The 19,125-nt window shown below is 62.3% G+C and carries 14 protein-coding genes and 1 tRNA gene; 8 read left to right on the top strand and 7 right to left on the bottom strand.

Annotation, left to right across the window (positions count from 1 at the left end; translation table 11 throughout):
- The first annotated feature begins 10 nt into the window (after window positions 1–10).
- The 5 genes from ACVWZ4_RS29540 to ACVWZ4_RS29560 all read left to right on the top strand — a co-directional run bounded on the left by ACVWZ4_RS29540 (window position 11) and on the right by ACVWZ4_RS29560 (window position 7,667).
- The gene (locus ACVWZ4_RS29540; RefSeq protein WP_456703593.1) at window positions 11–2,044 is read left to right on the top strand and encodes an NAD(+) synthase; all 2,034 of its coding nucleotides are present in this window, start codon (window positions 11–13) and stop codon (window positions 2,042–2,044) included.
- Between the two features lie 597 nt (window positions 2,045–2,641).
- Window positions 2,642–4,492: a dihydroxy-acid dehydratase gene (gene ilvD, locus ACVWZ4_RS29545; RefSeq protein WP_456703592.1), complete on the top strand. Its 1,851-nt coding sequence runs from the start codon at window positions 2,642–2,644 to the stop codon at window positions 4,490–4,492.
- A 240-nt stretch (window positions 4,493–4,732) separates the two neighbouring features.
- Window positions 4,733–5,059, top strand: a complete 327-nt coding sequence (locus ACVWZ4_RS29550; protein WP_456703591.1) for a hypothetical protein — start codon at window positions 4,733–4,735, stop codon at window positions 5,057–5,059.
- Between the two features lie 1,605 nt (window positions 5,060–6,664).
- The gene (locus ACVWZ4_RS29555) at window positions 6,665–6,865 is read left to right on the top strand and encodes a ribbon-helix-helix domain-containing protein (protein WP_456741710.1); all 201 of its coding nucleotides are present in this window, start codon (window positions 6,665–6,667) and stop codon (window positions 6,863–6,865) included.
- A gap of 37 nt (window positions 6,866–6,902) precedes the next feature.
- On the top strand, window positions 6,903–7,667 hold the full coding sequence (locus ACVWZ4_RS29560) for a phosphatase PAP2 family protein (protein ID WP_456741711.1): 765 nt from the start codon (window positions 6,903–6,905) through the stop codon (window positions 7,665–7,667).
- 1,195 nt (window positions 7,668–8,862) lie between these two features.
- Here the strand turns inward: ACVWZ4_RS29560 and ACVWZ4_RS29565 are convergent.
- Window positions 8,863–9,066 (bottom strand): hypothetical protein, encoded by a 204-nt coding sequence (locus ACVWZ4_RS29565; protein ID WP_456703588.1) that lies wholly within the window; start codon window positions 9,064–9,066, stop codon window positions 8,863–8,865.
- An 809-nt stretch (window positions 9,067–9,875) separates the two neighbouring features.
- Window positions 9,876–10,097 (bottom strand): hypothetical protein, encoded by a 222-nt coding sequence (locus ACVWZ4_RS29570; protein WP_456741712.1) that lies wholly within the window; start codon window positions 10,095–10,097, stop codon window positions 9,876–9,878.
- Window positions 10,098–10,344: 247 nt separating this feature from the next.
- Between ACVWZ4_RS29570 and ACVWZ4_RS29575 the strand changes: the two genes are divergently transcribed.
- Window positions 10,345–10,434 (top strand) — tRNA-Ser (locus ACVWZ4_RS29575).
- A gap of 159 nt (window positions 10,435–10,593) precedes the next feature.
- On the top strand, window positions 10,594–10,998 hold the full coding sequence (locus ACVWZ4_RS29580) for a phage integrase central domain-containing protein (protein ID WP_456735145.1): 405 nt from the start codon (window positions 10,594–10,596) through the stop codon (window positions 10,996–10,998).
- A gap of 1,045 nt (window positions 10,999–12,043) precedes the next feature.
- Here the strand turns inward: ACVWZ4_RS29580 and ACVWZ4_RS29585 are convergent.
- Window positions 12,044–13,342 (bottom strand): MFS transporter, encoded by a 1,299-nt coding sequence (locus ACVWZ4_RS29585; protein ID WP_456735144.1) that lies wholly within the window; start codon window positions 13,340–13,342, stop codon window positions 12,044–12,046.
- Between the two features lie 136 nt (window positions 13,343–13,478).
- On the opposite strand from ACVWZ4_RS29585, the gene ACVWZ4_RS29590 reads away from it, so the two are divergent.
- Window positions 13,479–14,471, top strand: coding sequence for a LysR family transcriptional regulator (locus ACVWZ4_RS29590; protein ID WP_456735143.1), 993 nt, complete (start codon window positions 13,479–13,481; stop codon window positions 14,469–14,471).
- Here the strand turns inward: ACVWZ4_RS29590 and ACVWZ4_RS29595 are convergent.
- From ACVWZ4_RS29595 to ACVWZ4_RS29610, 4 genes are read right to left on the bottom strand one after another with little or no spacing between them, the layout of a single operon-like run.
- Window positions 14,425–15,477, bottom strand: coding sequence for an amidohydrolase family protein (locus ACVWZ4_RS29595; protein ID WP_456735142.1), 1,053 nt, complete (start codon window positions 15,475–15,477; stop codon window positions 14,425–14,427). The genes ACVWZ4_RS29590 and ACVWZ4_RS29595 overlap by 47 nt on opposite strands.
- The gene (locus ACVWZ4_RS29600; RefSeq protein ID WP_456735141.1) at window positions 15,474–16,307 is read right to left on the bottom strand and encodes a citryl-CoA lyase; all 834 of its coding nucleotides are present in this window, start codon (window positions 16,305–16,307) and stop codon (window positions 15,474–15,476) included. The genes ACVWZ4_RS29595 and ACVWZ4_RS29600 overlap by 4 nt, the downstream gene beginning before the upstream one ends.
- A 15-nt stretch (window positions 16,308–16,322) precedes the next feature.
- The gene (locus tag ACVWZ4_RS29605; RefSeq protein WP_456735140.1) at window positions 16,323–17,600 is read right to left on the bottom strand and encodes a CaiB/BaiF CoA transferase family protein; all 1,278 of its coding nucleotides are present in this window, start codon (window positions 17,598–17,600) and stop codon (window positions 16,323–16,325) included.
- A 26-nt stretch (window positions 17,601–17,626) separates the two neighbouring features.
- On the bottom strand, window positions 17,627–19,027 hold the full coding sequence (locus ACVWZ4_RS29610; RefSeq protein ID WP_456741713.1) for an SLC13 family permease: 1,401 nt from the start codon (window positions 19,025–19,027) through the stop codon (window positions 17,627–17,629).
- Window positions 19,028–19,125: the final 98 nt, after the last annotated feature.

Raw genomic sequence — 19,125 nt, forward strand, 5'->3', positions numbered from 1 at the left:
CCTTTGCGCGATGAGCTTCCACTCGATCTACGCCCACGGATTTGCGCGGGTGGCAGCCTGTGTTACCACCTCCCATGTGGCCGATCCCTCGGCCAATGCGAAGGCAGTGATCGCGGCAGCAAAAACCTGCGACGCGCGATCGGTCGCTGTATCGGTGTTTCCCGAGCTGTGCCTCTCAGGCTATGCCATCGAGGACCTCGTCAAGCAGGATCCGCTGCTCGATGCGGTCGAGCGTGGATTGGCATCGATCGTCGAGGCCTCCGCGCCACTGATGACCGTGCTGATCGTCGGTGCGCCGCTGCGCTTCGGCCATCGCATCTACAACTGCGCCGTGGTCATCCATCGCGGCAGCATTCTGGGCGTCGTGCCCAAGAGCTATCTGCCGACCTATCGCGAATTCTACGAGGGACGTCATTTCGCCTCCGGCGCCGGGATTGCGGGAGAGATGATCGCGTTCGGCCGACTGAACGCACCCTTCGGAACCGACTTGCTGTTCGCGGCGGAGGACTTTCCCGGCCTCACCGTCGGCGTCGAGATCTGCGAGGACATGTGGATCCCGGTGACGCCGGCCTCCGAGCTTGCGCTGGCGGGCGCGAGCGTGCTGATCAACCTCTCGGGCAGCCCGATCACGATCGGCCGGGCGCGCTCGCGTGCGCTGTTGTGTCAGTCCACCTCCGCGCGCTGCCTCGCGGCTTATGTCTATTCCGCCGCGGGGGCAGGGGAATCCACCACCGACCTCGCTTGGGACGGCCAGACCTCGATCTATGAGAACGGCGTGCTGCTGGCCGAGGGCGAGCGCTTCAGGCAGGACGGCCAGATCACGTTGGCCGACGTCGATCTCGACCTGCTCAGGCAGGAGCGCGCCCTGATGGGCACGTTCGACGACAACCGCCGCCAGCGCGAGGGCTTCTACCGCAAGATCACGTTCTCCCTGAATCCGCCGGCGGCCGACATCGGCTTCCTGCGCAAGGTCGAGCGCTTCCCGTTCGTGCCGAGCGACGAGAGCCTGCTCGAGCAGGATTGTTACGAGGCCTATAATATCCAGGTCGCGGGCCTCGTGCAGCGCATGCGCGCCACCGGCACCAAGCGCGTGGTGATCGGGGTCTCAGGCGGTCTCGACTCCACGCACGCGCTGATCGTCGCCGCCAAGGCCGTCGACCTGCTCGGCCTGCCGCGCGAGAACATTCTGGCCTACACCATGCCTGGCTTTGCCACCGGCAGCGAGAGCAAGACCAATGCGCTGGCGCTGATGCAGGCGCTCAAGACGACCTGGCAGGAACTCGACATCCGCACCACGGCCACGCAGATGCTCAAGGACATCGGCCATCCCTTCGGCTCGGGCGACAAGGTCTACGATGTCACCTTCGAGAACGTTCAGGCGGGCCTGCGCACGGACTATCTCTTCCGGCTCGCCAACCATCACGGCGGCATCGTCATCGGGACCGGCGATCTCTCCGAGCTCGCGCTCGGTTGGTGCACCTACGGCGTCGGCGACCAGATGGCGCATTATAACGTCAACGCCGGCGTGCCGAAGACGCTGATCCAGCATCTGATCCGCTGGGTGATCGGCTCGAAACAGTTCAGCGGCGATGTGAACGGAACGCTGGCCTCGATCCTGTCGGCCGAAATCTCGCCGGAGCTGGTTCCGGTCAAGCCGGGCGAGAAGCCGCAGAGCACGGAAGCCTCCGTCGGGCCTTACGAACTGCAGGATTTCAACCTGTTCTACACGCTGCGCTTCGGCTTGCGGCCGTCCAAGATCGCCTTCATGGCGTTGCAGGCCTGGAAGGACGTCGCAAAGGGCGAATGGCCGCCGGCATTCCCGGCCGACAAGCGTAAGGCGTACGATCTCCCGGAAATCCGGCGCTGGCTTGAGGTGTTCTTGCGCCGCTTCTTCGCCTTCAGCCAGTTCAAGCGCTCGGCGATGCCGAACGGGCCAAAGGTTTCGGCCGGCGGCTCGTTGTCGCCGCGTGGGGACTGGCGGGCGCCCTCGGATTCGAGCGCGGCGGCGTGGCTCGAGGATCTCGAGCGGAACGTGCCGAAGTAATCCCGATATCGGATGGGGCGGCCCCAAAACGACTTCGCGCCGCACGGCTGATCAAGCCGGCGGCGCGAAGTTGCGATGTAGAAAGTACCGAGGTCCGGAGTGCCTAGGAGTCCGGACCTCGTCACCTTGCCCCAGCCTTCAACCCCCGCCCCATGCGGTCCCCCAACCCCATGTAGCGCGATCAGAGGTGATGCCCTTGGAAGTGGCCGCCGATCGATGAGCGTGATGTACGCGAGGTCTCGATAGGATTCCATTCCGGAGCACTACGGACCAAAATGCGCTTGATCGGCGCGCGAATGCGTGAGCCTGCGCGCGCTCGGCCCGGCGAGAAGATCGCGCCTTGCAGCTTCACGCGCTCCGCTTTCGCTATCGCGATCCTGCGATAGCGAAAGCGGAGCGCCCCGGATCGCGCTGCGCTTCATTCGGGCTAGCAACGGGACCGCGTCGGGAGCAGGGGAGGCCTGCGATCGGCCGATCCCGGCCGGTTGACGACAAGTTCCCGTTGCGCGCGCCGGGCCTGTGCGCTATCCGGCCGAACGGCCTGAGGCGGCTCCATATTTCCCGCTCAGGCAGCCAAACCCGAGGACGGAAACCGCCATGCCAGCCTATCGCTCCCGCACCACCACCCACGGCCGTAACATGGCGGGCGCGCGCGGCCTCTGGCGCGCGACGGGCATGAAGGACGGCGATTTCGGCAAGCCGATCATTGCGGTCGTGAACTCCTTCACCCAGTTCGTGCCCGGCCACGTCCATCTCAAGGACCTCGGCCAGCTCGTCGCCCGCGAGATCGAGCAGGCCGGCGGCGTGGCAAAAGAGTTCAACACCATCGCTGTCGATGACGGCATCGCCATGGGCCATGACGGCATGCTCTACAGCCTGCCGTCGCGCGAGCTGATTGCCGACAGCGTCGAGTACATGGCCAACGCGCATTGCGCCGACGGCCTCGTCTGCATCTCCAATTGCGACAAGATCACGCCCGGCATGCTGATGGCGGCGCTGCGGCTCAACATCCCCGCCGTGTTCGTCTCGGGCGGCCCGATGGAAGCCGGCAAGGTCAAGCTCGCTGGCAAGACCAAGGCCGTCGATCTGATCGACGCCATGGTCGCTGCGGCGGACTCCAGGGTCAGCGACGACGACGTCAAGGTGATCGAGCGCTCGGCGTGCCCGACCTGCGGCTCGTGCTCGGGCATGTTCACCGCCAACTCGATGAACTGCCTGACCGAGGCACTCGGCCTGGCGCTCCCAGGCAATGGCACGGTCGTCGCCACCCACGCCGACCGCAAGCGCCTGTTCGTCGAGGCCGGCCACACCATCGTCGATCTCGTCCGCCGCTACTACGAACAGGACGATGCATCCGTGCTGCCGCGCAACATCGCGAATTTCAAGGCGTTCGAAAATGCGATGACGCTCGACATCGCGATGGGGGGCTCGACCAACACGGTGCTGCATCTTCTGGCGGCGGCGCATGAAGGCGAGGTCAAGTTCACCATGCAGGACATCGACCGGCTATCGCGTCGGGTGCCCGTGCTCTGCAAGGTTGCGCCGTCGGTCGCCGATGTCCATGTCGAGGACGTGCACCGTGCCGGTGGCATCATGGGCATTCTCGGCGAGCTCGATCGCGCCGGGCTGATCGACACTTCGGTCTCGACCGTGCACGCGCCGACCATGAACGAGGCGTTGGAGCGCTGGGACATCAAGCGCTCCAGGAGCGAGGCTATCAGAACCTTCTATCGCGCCTCACCGGGCGGCATCCCGACGCAGGTCGCGTTCAGCCAGGAGCGCCGTTACGACGAGCTCGACAGCGATCGCGAGAAGGGTGTGGTGCGCAATCTCGAGCACGCCTTCAGCAAGGACGGCGGCCTCGCCGTGCTCTACGGCAACCTCGCGCAGGACGGCTGTATCGTGAAGACCGCGGGCGTCGACTCGTCGATCCTGAAATTCTCCGGGCCCGCGCGCGTGTTCGAGAGCCAGGACGCCGCGGTGGACGGCATCCTCGGCGGCAAGGTCGTCGCCGGCGAGGTCGTGGTCATCATCTACGAGGGCCCGCGCGGCGGTCCCGGCATGCAGGAAATGCTGTATCCGACCAGCTATCTGAAATCGATGGGGCTCGGCAAAGCCTGTGCGCTCGTTACCGACGGACGCTTCTCGGGCGGCTCCTCCGGTCTGTCGATCGGCCATCTCTCGCCGGAAGCCGCCGAAGGCGGCAACATCGGCCTCGTCCGCACCGGTGATCGCATCGCGATCGACATCCCGAACCGCAGCATCACGCTCGAGGTTTCCGATGAGGAGCTTGCCAATCGCCGCGCGGAGGAGGAGGCGAAGGGCGATGCCGCCTGGCAGCCGGCTGCGCGCAAGCGCAATGTCTCCACCGCGCTGCAGGCCTACGCCGCGCTCACCACGAGTGCTGCGCGCGGTGCCGTGCGCGAAGTGAAGCGTCGCAGCAAGTAGACCCGAGGCGCGCGCGATCGCGAGTTTCGCGGTCACGCGGGGTCGCATGGTCAACGAGTCCTGAACGGCCGGCGCAAGCCGGCCGTTCGCATTAAGGATGCCCCGACGAACTTCGGCAGATCCGGATTTTGCGGCGTATACTGCGGCGACCTTCGCAAATCCATTTCGGGCAATTGGGGCACCACCATAATGTCTCGTACTCTTGCTGTCGTTTTCTCTGCCGCCGTCGCCGCGATTGCGATGACGAGCGCTGCCTCCGCCGGCTGCTACAATTGCTACGCACCGCCGCCGCCGTGCCAGACCTGCTATCAGCAGCAATACGTCGCTCCGCAATACCGCACCGTCGACGAGACCGTGATGGTGTCGCCAGGTGCGACGGTCGCGCACCGCACGCCGGCGCAGTACCGCACCGTGATGGTTCCGCAGACCGTGATGGTGGCGCCCCCTGGTGTCCAGTACGAGCACATCCCCCCGCAATACGCCACGCGCCAGCGCACCGAGATGGTCTCGCCGGGTTATTCCTATTACGCACCGGTGCAGCCTGCTTGCGGCCATTGCGGCTACTGAGCCAACGCAACAGATCGCAACAAACAGACTTCATGCGGTGTCCCTCGGGGCGCCGCGTTTTCTTTTGCGGAGAAGCCAAACGAGGCCCGGAAATGGAGGCGAATCCAACCGGGCCTCGCCACCAGCGACACCCTGGGCGGTGTCGCCGATATCAGGCATGGCTGACGGGGCAGCTGCGATGACTGGCCCCAAGTGCCGTTTGAAACTAGAGCACCAGCCTGACGCTTGCCTGACAGGGTGAGGTGAGGGCGGAGCCCGATACGGACATCCATAACGTCGCGTTGCCTTGCATCACCGACGCCTCGTCTGCGAGGCTGCGACAGTTGAGCCGCCGAGTTCGGCCCGACGTCGAGCCGGGGGGACGCACGGCTTGCAATCATCGCCTACCAGAATGACAGGCAGGACGGCCCCGGCCACGGTGGGGGGCTTTGAGGTAGAGGCCGGGGCCGCTGGAGGTGCTTGGCTAGCTTGCACCAAGCAGGGACCAGCCTAGACGCAGATCGAAGGCCGGCTCCGTTCGCTTTCGCACAGTTCCCTTGCCTAATTTTCCCAAGTTGGATTCACATACATTGATGCAATCTGAAAATGCGCGCCGTCTACTCGCCAGACCGTCAGGGAAGTGGGTCAAGGGGTTATGGTGAGTGAAAATGCACTGCCAGCGCGCAGATTTCTCATTCGGATGGGAGGTCTCGGTTGGATGGTCTACGATCGAGAGCGCAAGGGACCGGCGCTGATCGGAACGGACATAGCAGCCAACTTGACGAAGGAACAAGCCGAACGAGCCTACGAAATCCTCATTGGCTCAGCACACAACTCTCAACGCTAGACCGCCAAGCCGCAGTCGGATGCTGTGAGTTGGGTGCACTGTCACCGTAAGCCCCGGATCCGAGCACTCTCGTCATGCATATGCGGCGCAATCAACTTTCAAGGAGGCCAGGGAAGATCGTGAACCACAAGCGCCTGACGGCATCGTCCCATCCGTCGATATGGTACGGACCCCATCGGCTGTCGTAACAATAATCTGCGGGGTCAGGCGCCTCATTCGATCTTCCCCTCGGGGAAGATGGAATCCAAAGAAGTTCAACCGAAGCGGCCCCGCGTGATCGAGCTCGGGAACCGGTCTTAACCCATGTTAATAACAGGGAATGGCTCGTCGAAACGGAAGCTCTCTTGGAGCGTGCCGCGGCGGCCATCGCCGAGGCTAGGCGGCCTGGCCGGATTCAATTTGGCTCCGCGAGCCGACCTGGCGGTGCGACGTTTCGCGCCATGGTTGATATTTGTGTTGCGGGAATTTTCGGCAATTGGCTAGATTGACGTTTCAATTCTGGACGTGTCGCCTCGGGCTTGGAGCTAGCGTTGAAGCGGGAATTGAAGGAATTCCGCAGGCTCGAAAGGGCATGCAGAGAACATGCGGTCATCGCTTCCCTCGATCTCGAGCGAGAGGCTCTTCTCAGCGTGGCAGAGTATTATCGGAAAGCCATCGAGGCCCTGCACCGCCGAGCCAGAACTGACGCCTGTTCGGAGGGGCCGCCAGCGTGAACCGGCGGGCCGCTTTTCGACTGCTCGCCGAAATAGATTCCCGCATGTCGAGCGCGAGGAATAGGCATGAGATCGCCCATCGTGAAACGATCGATCGTCGTCGGCGGCCATAAGTCCGGTGTCAGCCCGGAAGAGGCGTTCTGGACGGGCATGAAGGAGATTCCCAGCCAGCGCAACATGACACTATCGGATCTGGTTAGTGACATTGACCGCAACCGCCAGCAGGGCAACCTGTCGTTCGCGATCCGGCTGTTCGTGCTCGACTAGTTCAAGAGCCACGCCTAATCCGCGCGGGGCGCCCTGGGTGCTTTCTTCGATTGATCTAGATCATTTGGTCGACGCGGAGGCAAGGCAACCTGTGACAGATTTTCTAGTCGGACTCGACGTCTCGATCTTCCGAGCCTTGAACGATTTCTGCGGCTGGAGTCCGGCACTGGACCGGATCGTCGTTAACAGTATTGACATACTCAAGGGTGCGCTCTTCATGGGCATCGTGGGCCTGTTGTGGTACTGGCCTGACAAGGAAATGCCGCGGCGGCGCGAAACGGTTCTGACCATGTTGCTGGTGGTCGCCGCATCGCTGATCATCAATCGCGCGCTATCCACGCTGGTGCCCTTTCGCGAGCGCCCGATGTACAGCATCGGGGCCAACCCGCCGAGCATGGCATCGCCCTGGCACCCAGACCTCGAAAATTGGAGCAGCTTCCCGAGTGACTACGCAACCTATCTCTTTGCCATCGCCGCCAGCTTCTGGCTGATTTCGCGATGGTGGGGCCTGTTCTTCGGACTATTCGCCACGTTCGTTGCGGTGGCGCGGGTCTACCTCGGCATCCACTATCCGAGCGACGTGCTTGTCGGCGCCTTGATCGGCATCGCAAGCAGCATCGTTATCAACCGCGAACCGGTCAGGAGACGGTTCGCAGCGCCCATCCTTGCATTGGAGCCGCGCTATACGCCTTATTTTTATGGGCTGTTCTTTATCGGGCTGGCCGAAATTTCGGGCGCCTTCCAGATCACCAGACGTTTCGGAATGGCCATTCTTCATCTGTTCATCGGCTTCAACCGATAATTCCCTCAAATCCTCTCGCACGCCACGTAGTCGGTTCCGGTGGTGCTCGCGCTCGATGCGATCGGCGCCGCGCTTCCACGGCTGCATGTCACGCCCTTTGCTCGAGGACCGCACCGAACATGACGGCCGCCTGCTCAAGATCACGCTGGGCGAGCTCCGGTCAACAGGTGTGCGCGATCCCCTCGTGTTCTGCCAGGACTATCGCTGCAGCCACAACTCAAGCTTACGGCTGACTACGTCGACCGATGGCCGGATGAGATCAGGATACGAGCCCCGGTTTGTCTGCACAGCCTGCGGCATGCGCGGTCCAACATTGTCGCCAGCAGCGACGGCACCGAGCAAGCCATTCAAGCGAGGCGGCCTCAGTTCACCTTGCGCCGGTACGTTCTACCGAAATGATCTAAGCGAGCCCACATTTGATATACCGCCGCCGCTCGTGCCCAGCTACTGTCTCTGAACAAGAGGCGAGTATGGACAGACCAAAACACGCGGTGGAGCACTTGGAGGCTCCGGAGTGCCCAAACTGCCAAATTGCCATGAGGTGGTTTCGCTCGCAGTTGGTGCAAGACAGCCGAGTGTCGATGATCGCGCACCTTTTCATCTGCCCGAACTGCAAGCGCGCGCGCCGGATTGATGCCAAATCCACACCAGTTCGCGTCCCACCCGACAAACGGGCGGCTCCTCGCTTTGGCTTCGTAAGCGGAGGAAGACGCTAGCTGTTGCATGGCAGGGCCGTCCTTCACCGGAATGCGAGCCTGACAGGCGGCGCTTTACTCCTCAGTCTCGGGGTGGAGTTCGGCCTTCTTTGCCAGCAGCTCAGCAATCAGCTCGGCTATACCGTCCAGAGTCGTCTTGTCGGTAACGCGGGACAGCATCGCTTGGTAGTGTGCGATCTTGCTGTCTAGCTCGGTACACTTGTTACACATGGCCGCCCCGCTGCGCGTATCTGCAGCCCTTCAACCAACATTTGTAGTGTGCGTTCCAAGGCCAATTCTCGGTCGCGGAACGCCGGTGAGCTTGCCAAGTTTCCCCGATAGCCCAGGATCAAGAACCTGGGCAAGAAGGTGACCTTGCCCCAGCTCACTTTTCCTTTGGTGAAGCTGGGGCTTTTTTCTCCGAGCTGAAGCGGCATTGGTCTGTCCGCTTGGGTCTGCCCGCTTGAGCGCATCCTGCCGCATGCTGCGGGGGTTTTCGACTAGCGCGGCTGGAGCTGCTCTAGGCCATCCTCGATCACGCGGAGATCTTCGAGGATCGAATCTCGAGACTGATCCGTGTTGATGCTGGAGGTTGAGTGAAGCGCGTCGAGCAACTGGCGCCGAAGCTCTCGCATGTCTTCCAGGGCTTGCCGGTTCTTCAAACGCACATAGGCAGAAACAATCGATTCGATACTTGCTGGCAATGGGGTAGCTCCTAATGCAAACCTCTAAAATAGGTTGCATAGTAGCACGCGCGTTGAGAAATTGCCTATTTTTCCCGATTCATCACGACCACGTGTACGAAGTCATTCGGTGTGCCCGTGAAGCACGACGGAAACGGATCCGGCCTAACGTTGCGCACCTGAATTGAAGAGGGGAATTCCAAATGATTGTTTTCAAAGTGATTGCTGTCGCGCTCATCGCCGGCGTCGTGTTTTCGGCGTATTCCGCAGACCTGGGCGCCGACGTTGTTTTAGCGATTGTGTCCTGCCTTGCATGATAAGTAGCCCGCCGGCGCGAACCGGCGGGCGCTGCTCCAGTTTCACTTTTTCAGGCAAAGACCAATTGTCGGCGAAGTGCTGCACTTTCCGCCATCCGCGCTGCCGCCACTGGGGCAGAAGACCGACACAAGCGTTTCGCTGCCGTCGCAATTGACCGCGCCGTCGGCCTGCACCGCTCGGATATTGACCGGCGCGGCATCGCCCTTGTCTCCCTTGTCACCTTTCGGTCCCTGCGGTCCTTGGGGTCCTTGCGCTCCTGCTGGCCCCTGGGGTCCTGGCACACCTTGAATCCCTTGGGCACCTTGCGGGCCGGCCGGCCCCTGAGGTCCTGGATCACCCTTTGGCCCGGGCTCTCTCCCACATGCTGCAAGTACAAGCGCGGCAGCCAATGCGGCCGCCGTAATCAATTTCTGCATCGCAATCCTCCCAGTGATCGAGAGCATTAAACTGGTCGCCCGAGAGGGCCGCAAGAGAGAAGCCCGCCGACTTGGATACCGGCGGGCCCTTGGCCGTTATCGCTTCAGCCGTAGCCGGTGCGTCATGAAGCCGGTGCCGGTCACGCTTCCAGTGGGTTCGGCGGCTTCATGTGCGATCCACCCGTATGCGCCTGATCTCCGCGTCACGATCGCCTGCTGCCCGATCGTGAACTGGGCATGCTTCGCCACAATGGTCGCGGTGCTTGGTAGTGCGGCCTGCCGCCCGCGGCGCTCGTCGACCATCTTCTTGAGATCCACGGGACAGCCAGTGAGCATCCAGTCGAAGCTGATGCGGTGACGCTGGCAAGTAGCCGCTCAGCGCCTCCGATGCTGTCCGGCCCCCTTCGGGGGCGCGTCTAAACCCCACTCGCTCGCAAGCCACAGCAGGTGCCTGTTGATGTTGCGCGGCTGCTGCGGCACCTCCAGAATGGCCCAGGCCAGTTTGGGTCCAAGTTCGCCTTGCGTTCGATGCCGCCTTTAGCTAAGTGCCTGATCTTCCCGCGCTGGAAGGGTGGCCGAGTGGTTTAAGGCACCGGTCTTGAAAACCGGCGTGCCCGCAAGGGTACCGTGGGTTCGAATCCCACCCCTTCCGCCAGAATATTGTTCTCCACTGTTCGCAGTCGTTCGAACTCCACAGCAAAATCAGTGACTTGGGCCGAAAGACTGTACTTCGCAGTTCCCCGGTGTTCTCCCTGATCGGGCCGCTGACCGTAGCTTTAGAGCGTGGGTTCGGAGGACGTTTTGCCGGAGAACAATGGCTGGAAGGCTGAAACCGTTTGACGTAGAGCGCCAAAACAAGCCCGGCAAATACGCCGACGGCGAAGGTCTCTACATCGTCCAAGAACGACGAAACGCACGCGAAGAGGCGAAAGCGGTCGAGACCGAGGCGGTGTTGTCGACGTTCGAGGAATGCGCGGAAGCATACATCGGGGCCAACTGGTCGAGCTGGAGCGAGAAGCATCGCGATCAGTGGCCATCTTCCCTCAAGCGTTACGCCTATCCCATCATCGGCAAGCTGACGATCCCTCACAAGAGCGAGACGACTGCGGCCTATCAACGTGGCCAGAAACTCGAGAACCGACGAGCACTGATGAAAGATTGGGCCGCATTGCCGACTGGCACCAAGGGAATCTCATTGGGCGATCGGAGGGTAGGATAGGGGCCTTCGAGCTGAGCCAAGGCAAGCGTAAGGACTACAAGGTGCCTCCGTGGCCACGGTCCTGAACCGACGCAAATCTGTCACCGCGCGGAGCGTTGAAATTCGCCGTCCGCTCGATGTCGGTTGGGGGCCATGACCTGACGTCAGGCCAACCTCAGGTTTTTCTCCATAGGTTTGTCAAGACCGCTCGTCCAAGGTCTGTCACTGCCATTCCGAATTGCTGGTTCCAACTTGTGTGATACAACCAAGAGCTGTCGGAAGAGAATTTCCGTCATTTTCTGGAGGTAACTATGCGATCGTCGTTTGGCTTCGCCGTGCCGTCCATCGTCTTTACTTTGTCAACTGTTATGCTGTGCAGTTCGTCAGGCACCGCATCGTCGCAACCCACCCCAAACTCCTCGCTTCCCCCCGTCTCGGTCGAAGCGCCGAAGGCGAGAACAACCGTCGTGCCGACGCAGAGGCCAACCACCGTGACCTCGCACCACCGCCAACGTGCGCCGGGCTCGTCAACGGCTCAAGGTGAAGGGTCGGTATTCGGGCCGAATACAGTCTTGGGCAAGATTGCCAAGCTGGAGAGATCGGCCAGCAGCTGTAACGGTGGCTGCGAAGTTAGTTACCGGGTTGGCAACGCTCCCTGGGTGGGATGTAGTCAGAGTGGCGAACGCGATATCGGCCCGTTCTCGACAACGTGCCGGGACACGCTGAACTACAACACTTATGCGCACTGTATCGAAACCAAGACTTTGCTCGGCGCGACCGGCAAGGAGTCCCGGTGGCTTTGCAGCAGCCTGCAAGCTGGGGGCAAGTTGCCGGGGGAAAAGCAAGTCGCCGAAAGTCGCCGGTAGACCACGCCCACTCACCGCATAAGACGGCATGGCTCGATGACATCGAGCCATGCCAACGCCTGCTTCGGGTCACAAGCGAAGAACTTAGGTTGAGCAAATCTGGTCCGCTCTGCCGCGATGAGCGGGACCTCTGTCAGACGCGCCGCAACTTCGCAGGTGGGCTAGAAGCAGGCTCCGTGCGGGGTGGTCCATCTTCTCCTTCACTTGTTCTGCACCACCACCTTGAAAGCAAACGCGATACCGGTAGCGGCGATCAAGATCATAGCCATTCCGATCATGCCGGCATCGAACGAACCGGTCGCGTCCTTTAGGAAGCCGACCATGTACGGGCCGACGAAGCCACCGAACGCGCCGACCGAGTTGATGAATGCGATCCCGCCGGCGGCTGCGGCGCCCGTCAAGAAGCCCTGCGGGATGGTGTAGAAGACCGTCCGCGCGGAAATCGTGCCAATCAGTGCCAAGGTCAGGCAGGCAAGCGCCGGAATGAGCGATGTGAAGACAACCGACAGCGCGAGCCCCAACGCGCCGAGGATCAGGGCCGCGATCAGATTATAGATCTTTTGGCCGCTGCGATCGACAAGGCGCGCCCAGAACAGCATGCCAATAGTGGCGAACAGATAGGGCACCGCGCTCAGCCAGCCGACTTCCATGTTCGTAAGGCCATGGTTCTTCAGGATCAGCGGCAGCCAGATCCCGACGCCGTAGGAGCCGATGGTGAAGGCGAAGGTGATCGCGGTCAGCATCAGCACGCGCGTGTCCTTCATCGCCGCCCACAGGTCCTTTTTGGGCTTGTCGTGCTTGTCATTGGCGAGTTCGTTGAGCAGCGCCTGACGCTCTTCTGTGGTCAGCCACTTGGCCTGATCTGGCGTGTCGGCCAGCAGGAAAAGGCAGAGGACGCCGAGCACGCAGGCGGGTAGGCCCTCAATCAGGAACATCCATTGCCAACCAGCAAGGCCCCACAGTCCGTCCATGCCGAGGAGCGCCGCCGAAATCGGGCTGCCGAGCAGCGAGGACAGCGGCGTCGACGCCATGAACAGGGCGAGCACGCTGGTGCGGTACTTTGCCGGAAACCAGATCGAGATGTACCAGATCACGCCAGGGAAGAAGCCGGCTTCGAACACGCCGAGCAGGAAGCGGATCAGATAGAAGCTGGAAGGGCCGACGGCGAAGGCGGTCGCGGCTGCCGCTAGTCCCCAGGTGATCATGATGCGCGCGAGCCAGCGGCGGGCGCCGAAGCGGTACATCATCATGTTGCTTGGAACTTCGAGCAGGCAATAGCTGAGGAACAGAATGCCGGCGCCCCAGCCGAATTGCGTGGAGCTGAGGCCGATGGCCTTGTTCATCTGCAGCGCAGCAAAGCCGACGCTGGTGCGGTCAAGATAGTTGAAGAGGTAGGCGAGACCGAGCAGCGGCACCAGGCGCCAGGTATTCTTGGAAACGGCGGTGGCCAACAGCCCCGAACCAGCGCCGCCAACTGCATTGGCCGTGACATCGGTCATCTCGTCCTCCCGGTCATGGGCTGTGTCTAGAGCCTCGATTTCCGAGGCGAGCCAGCCGTGTTAGGCTCAAGATGCCAGACGGTGTCGACAACGGTCCAATTGCTAATTTTCAAGGACCTATAACCGGGAGGAAGTAATGGACCTGCGCGACCTCGCGTATTTCGAGGTGATCGCCGATCTGGGCCACATGGGCCGGGCCGCGGATAAGCTGGGCCGCACCCAGCCCGCACTCACAAAATGCATCCAGCGGCTCGAGGAGACAGTCGGCGCCGACCTGTTTGAGCGGACGGGGCGCGGCATCACGCTGACGCGGGTGGGCGAGGTCCTGCTCACCCGTGCCCGTCGCATGCGCGAGGCGATGGAGGAGTCGTTGCGAGAAGTGACGGATTTCGCCGCCGGGGCCGCTGGGCACGTCGCTATCGGCTGCGGCGCGACCATGGGCGAATACCTGCTGCCGCAGATCTGCCGGGCAATCATCGGCGACGCGCCGGGGCTGACGATCGAAATCCAGATCGGAATGAGCGGCGTACTGCGGACGGCGCTGCGCGAGCGGGTGCTCGATCTTGCTATCGGACCGGTGCTTGCCTCCGACGAGCAGGAATTCCGGCACGAAGCCTTCGGCATCGATGAAGTCGTCGTCGTGGCAGCAAAAAATCATCCACTGTGCGGGAAGCCGCTCACGATCAACGATCTTGCCAGCTCGAAATGGGTGCTGCCGGCGCGCAGCGTCGCGATGCGCCAATGGATCGACCATGTATTCGAGGCCCACGGGCTGCCGCTGCCGTCGGTCCAGATTGAAACCAACTCGATCACGACATTACCGAAACTGATCGCCGACACAGCGCTGTTAAGCTTCACCTCGACCCGAAACCTGCATCCGCTGCGGCTCGGCAGCCAGCTCGCCCGGCTGATGATCGACACTACCACGATGCGACGGCCGCTCGGCTTCGTCATCCGACGCGACGGCTATCTCTCGCCGGCGGCGCAGCGCGTCGTCGCACTGCTCAAGGCGAAGGGCCGCGACTTCCTCGATCAGGTCACGCTGCCGGGCATGACCGAAGCCCAGACGCCTGGGGTCATCGTCAGCCCCGCGGAGCGAGCCCATAAACGCGTGCGGCAGTCGCACTGAACAGGCTGGTTAGCTCGCTGTCGCCAGCCTGTCGGGTCAGGCGCTTGAATGCGTTCCAGACAGTTCCGTAAGAATAGGATCCCTTGTCGACCGGAAAATTGCTCTCGAACATGCATCGCTGCGTCCCGAATGCCTCGATGCAGGTTTCGACGTAGGGCCGCCACGTTTCGGCGAGGACTTCCGAACTCGGCGGCGCGTCTTGAGCTTCGAAACCAAAGCCATTGATGCGCATGCCGAGGCCGCCGAGCTTGACGCAAATGTTTTGGCAGGTGGCCAGTTCGCGGATCGAGCGCGACCAGCCGGCGAAGATTTCGTCGCGGCGATCCTGGTAGGCGCCGATCCCGACGATGCCGCCGAGATGATCGAGCACGATCGTGGTTTGCGGAAACGCCCGGGCGAGTGCGGTCAATTCAGGAATTTGCGGATGAAATAGCCAGGCATCGAAGACAAGGCCGAGCGGCGCGAGGCGCGCAAACCCCTTGCGGAATGTTTCATCGCTGAGCAGGGCGGGCGGTCCGGCACTGAGCGGATTCATCAGGCTTCGGTCAGCATCCCAAACAGTGATATGCCGGATGCCGCGGAAACGATTGGGCGCAGCGGCAAGATGTGCCTCCAGGACCGGTGCGACAGCGTCACCAAGCCGCAGATCAGCATGACCGATGATGCCGGCACAGAGACCCCGCGGGCCGTAGTTGCCGCTCGCGCTCATCGCCCCAACGCCGTTGATGAACTCGGTCTCGCCGATCACCCGCATTTCGGCCGGACCGTCGCTGCGGTACATCGCCTGGCACTGCATGAAGACGCTGGCCGTTATGTTGTGTCCGCTGGCGGCAATGTCTGCGTTGTATTCGTCGAACAGGTACTTCCAGTTCGGCCGGTCCCAGAGATGATGATGGGCGTCGATGATCGGAAGCTCGGGCTCCAGCGCTGCCTCGACGCCGCGCGCGAGCCAGTCAGGCCGCACCGCCAGATAGTTGCTGGTCCCTGACGGTGACGGCTGGATCATTTCGCGAAATCCCGCGGCGCCGGTCCGGTGTAGCGGTAGGGGATGTCGGGAGGCATCGGGCCCTTGATGCGGCCGCCCTGCTGCGACTGTTCCCAGGCATGGGCGAGGATTCCGACCGAGCGGGAGAGAATGAAGAGGCCGCGCCCGAGCGCCGGCGAGAAGCCTAGTTCGGAGTAGATGACGGCGGTGGCGCCATCGATGTTCATCGGAATCTTGCGGCCCTTGCGCCGCTGCATCAGGTCCTCGACGCCGCGGCCGATGTCGGCGAAGCGGCCGGATACGATCTTGATCTTGCGTGCGCCGTCGACCAGTTCGAGCAACCGCGGCGACCGCGGATCGACGGGATGAAAGCGATGACCGAAGCCGGGCACGATCTTGCCGCTCGTCGCGATGAAGGCATCGAGCGCCTGCTCAACGGCGGCGTCAAGCGTTGCGCCCGCATCCTGACGGGTCGCGATGTCGGCGTAAAGCTCCATACACTGCTCGCCGGCGCCGCCGTGGACGTCGTCGAGCACGTTGATGGCAGAGGCCATCGCGCCGTTGAGCGGCAGGCCGCAGGTCACGGCCATGCGTCCGATCGCAATCGATGGGGCTTGCGGGCCGTGATCGACAGCGGAGACCAGCGCGGCCTCCAGCAGCGCCCCCTGTTCGGCGGATGGCAGATCGCCCTTCAGCATCAGCCAGATCATTTGCGGAAACGACACCCGGCCGATCAGTTGTTCGATCGGAAAACCGCGAAAGCGGATCACGCCCGGTTTCATGTCGATGATGTCGGTCGACCACCATTGGGTAGCCTTTTGCAGCATATCGGCGGCAGTTTGATCAGTCACGGTTGCTCTCCTCTCTCAGGTGCTCGATGTTTCGGCGCGCGCCTTCAGGTCGGGCATCCTGGCGGTATCCTTAACCGTCGGCCGGTTGTCGAAGGCGATGACGCCGCGCCGGCCGAAAGTTTCGATCTCGGCGTCCTTGAAGCCGATCTGCCGGAGCCATTTCATGGTGTCCTGGCCGAGACTCGGTGGCGGCGACGGTTCGGGATAATCGCTCTCAAGGAGGAAACCGGGACGCGTCACCCGCATGGTCTGACCGCCCGTTACGTTTGCCTTCAGGCTCTCGACGAACTTGCGGCTGGTGACCTGTTGCTCTCTCAGCACCTCGGGCACACTCAGCACGCAACCGGCCGGAACGCCCTTGGCGTTGAAAAGCGCCTCCCATTCGACGGCGGGTTTGGCGGCGAGGGCGACTTCCAGTTCCTGCTTCAGCGCCGCACGATGATCCTTGCGCGATTGACGCTCGCGAAACCGCGGATCGGATTTCATTTCAGGCTTGCCGATGATGTCGCACAGTGCCTCGTATTGCTTCTGCTCATTGGCTGCGATGTTCAGGGGGCCGGAACCGGTCGCGAACGTGCCTGACGGCGCCGCGGTGAAATTCTCGTTGCCGATCGGACGGGGATCGACATTGGCATTGAGGTGGTTCGAGACCACCCAGCCCATGGCGGCGAGCGTCGCTTCGAGCAGCGAGACATCGATGCGCCGGCCGCGTCCGGTCTGCCGCTGTTCGACCAGCGCTGCTGCAATGGCAAAGGATGCGGTGAGGCCCGCAATCGTATCGGCGATCGGAAATCCCGTGCGTAACGGCGCGGTCTCGGAATCGCCAGTGACACTCATCACGCCGGACAATCCCTGCACGATCTGATCGTAAGCGGGGCGGCCCGCCCATGGACCGTCCTGTCCAAACCCCGAGATCGCGCAATACACGATCCGCGGATTGCGCTTCGCGAGCACGTCGTAGCCGAGCCCGAGCCGCTCCATTACCTTGGGACGGAAATTCTCCAGCACGACGTCGGCCTTTTCGACCAAGCGGAGAAATATCTCCTTGCCGTCATCGGCCTTGAAATCAATCGCGACCGATTGCTTGTCGGCATTTACGGCGACGAACGACAGGCCCATCAGGTTCTTCGCCATCGCGGGATCAGCGCCGAGCCGGCGCGCCAGGTCGCCCCCCTTGGGATTTTCGACCTTGATCACTTCGGCGCCGAGACGCGCGAGGTGATAGCCGCAGAACGGGCCGGCGAGGACATTAGACAGGTCGAGGACGAGAATGCCGGCGAGTGGCAGTGCCATGGTGTTCCTCCGGGGGATGCTTGATGTCAAACGAGGCCTAGCCAGTGCCACCAGGTGGCGGCGCACAGGGCGTAAATCAGACAGGCGACAAGGCAAGCGATGATGCCGACTTTGGGAAAATCACCAACGCGCAGCCGCCCGGTTCCGTAGACGAGGATGCTCGGCAGCGTGTTGTAGAACATTAGTAGCGGATAGCCGCCGATGATCATGCCGGCTGGCAGCGCCAGCGCGACCGGATTGACCCCGGCGGTGCCGGCCATTGCCAGAATGATCGGCAACAAGCTCGTCGCCATGGCCGTGGTGCCGACGAAGATCACGTGCATGAACTGCACGATCAGCATCACCACCACGATCACGACCAGCGCCGACGCGCCGGCGAGACCGAGAGCATGGAAGATGGAATTGGCGAGCCAGTTGGCGGCGCCGGTCTTCAGGAGGATGTCGCCGAGCGAAACCCCGCCGCCCGCAATCAAGAGTACTTGCCAAGAGACGCCCTTGTTGGCGTCGCTCCAGTCCATCACGCCGAAACCCGGCAGAAATAGCAGGCAGGCGCCCATCAGGCAGACCACCGTGGTGTCGAGCCCAGTCAGGCCCTGTGTCGCCCACAGACACGTCACCAGCACGAACACGATCAGCGCGCGCCATTCGGCGGATGACATAGGGCCCATCGAGCCGAGGTTTTGTGAAATCCGCCCCTCGACTTGTTCATGGCCGGAAGCGAATTCAGGCGGAAACACCCGCTGAATCAGCCACCAGGTGAAGAAGGTCATCACAAGCGCCGGCGGAAAACCATAGAGCAGCCATTCGGCATAGGTGATGGTGTGTCCGCTGGCTTTGGCGATGAATTCAACTGTCACGGGATTGGGCACCGTCGCCGTCAGGACCCCGGCGCCGATGGTGGCGTTGGTCATTGTCAGCGTCAGCAGCAGGTTGATCGCGAACGGTGAACGTGCGGCGATACCGAAGATGGTCAAGATACTGAGGCATTCCGGCAGCAGGATCGCAGTGCGTGCGGTCGAGGACGGAACCAGAAAGGCGAGCACAACGTTGATCAGCGTGATGCCCAGCGTGATTCTTGACGGCGCGCTACCGAACTTTGCCAGAATGATGTAGGTGATGCGCTCCGCAAGCCGGGTCTTCACCATCGCGGTCGCGAGGATGAAGGCACCGATGATCAGATAGACAGGCGAGGCGGAAAAGCCGTCGAGGGCGGTGCGGAGATTGGCGGTGCCAGACAGCACCGCGAGGGGGATCACCAGCAGGCTCGCAATCGCGAGCGGTATCGCTTCGGTCAGGTACAGCAAGAAGATGCCGCCGAACAGCGCCAGCGCCTTGTGGCCTTGCAACGATAGTTCGGTGGGTGTCGGCGCAAACCAGATCGCGGCTGCGACCATGATGGCGAGGGGAACGCCAATGGCCTTCAGCATGGCCTCCAGGGAGCCGGACGCGTACGCGCTGCTCTCCACTTGGGCGTGAGATGACACGTGTTTCCTCCCATAGGACGCATGCGGCGATGGTCGATGCC

This window comes from Bradyrhizobium sp. USDA 4472, assembly GCF_054058595.1.